This window comes from Shigella sp. FC1661 (genome assembly GCF_001712525.1).
Classification (GTDB): Bacteria; Pseudomonadota; Gammaproteobacteria; order Enterobacterales; family Enterobacteriaceae; genus Escherichia; species Escherichia coli.
The window spans coordinates 1-410 of record NZ_MDGW01000490.1 but is presented as its reverse complement, the minus strand read 5'-3'; the positions used below and the strand labels follow the sequence as shown (position 1 = coordinate 410).

The following is a 410-nucleotide window of genomic DNA, read 5'->3' as shown; positions in this document are numbered from 1 at the left end:
TCATACAGGAGCAGTCTGGTCTGAAAACATCAATGTCGCGTAAAGGTCACTGTTACGACAACGCTCCGATGGAAAGCTTCTGGGGAACGCTGAAAAATGAGAGCCTGAGCCACTATCGTTTTAATAACCGGGATGAAGCCATCTCAGTAATACGGGAATACGGTAATGACTCCAACTTACTGATAGTGTTTTATGTTCAGATAATGCCCGATGACCTTGTCATGCAGCTCCATCCGATTTGAGAACGACAGTGACTTCCGTCCCAGCCTTGCCAGATGTTGTCTCAGATTCAGATTATGTCGCTCAATGCGCTGAGTGTAACGCTTGCTGATAACGTGCAGCTTTCCCTTCAGGCGTGATTCATACAGCGGCCAGCCATCCGTCATCCATACCACGACCTCAAAGGCCGA

Annotated in this window: 1 protein-coding gene and 1 pseudogene; one reads left to right on the top strand and one right to left on the bottom strand. The window is 48.3% G+C overall.

The window, feature by feature from the left end; translation table 11 throughout:
- Positions 1–161, top strand: a pseudogene (locus tag BFF42_RS21060) (integrase core domain-containing protein); the annotation flags it as partial.
- Between the two features lie 15 nt (positions 162–176).
- Here the strand turns inward: BFF42_RS21060 and BFF42_RS21055 are convergent.
- The coding region (locus tag BFF42_RS21055; protein ID WP_216080636.1) for an IS1 family transposase at positions 177–410 on the bottom strand (234 nt) is incomplete at its 5' end.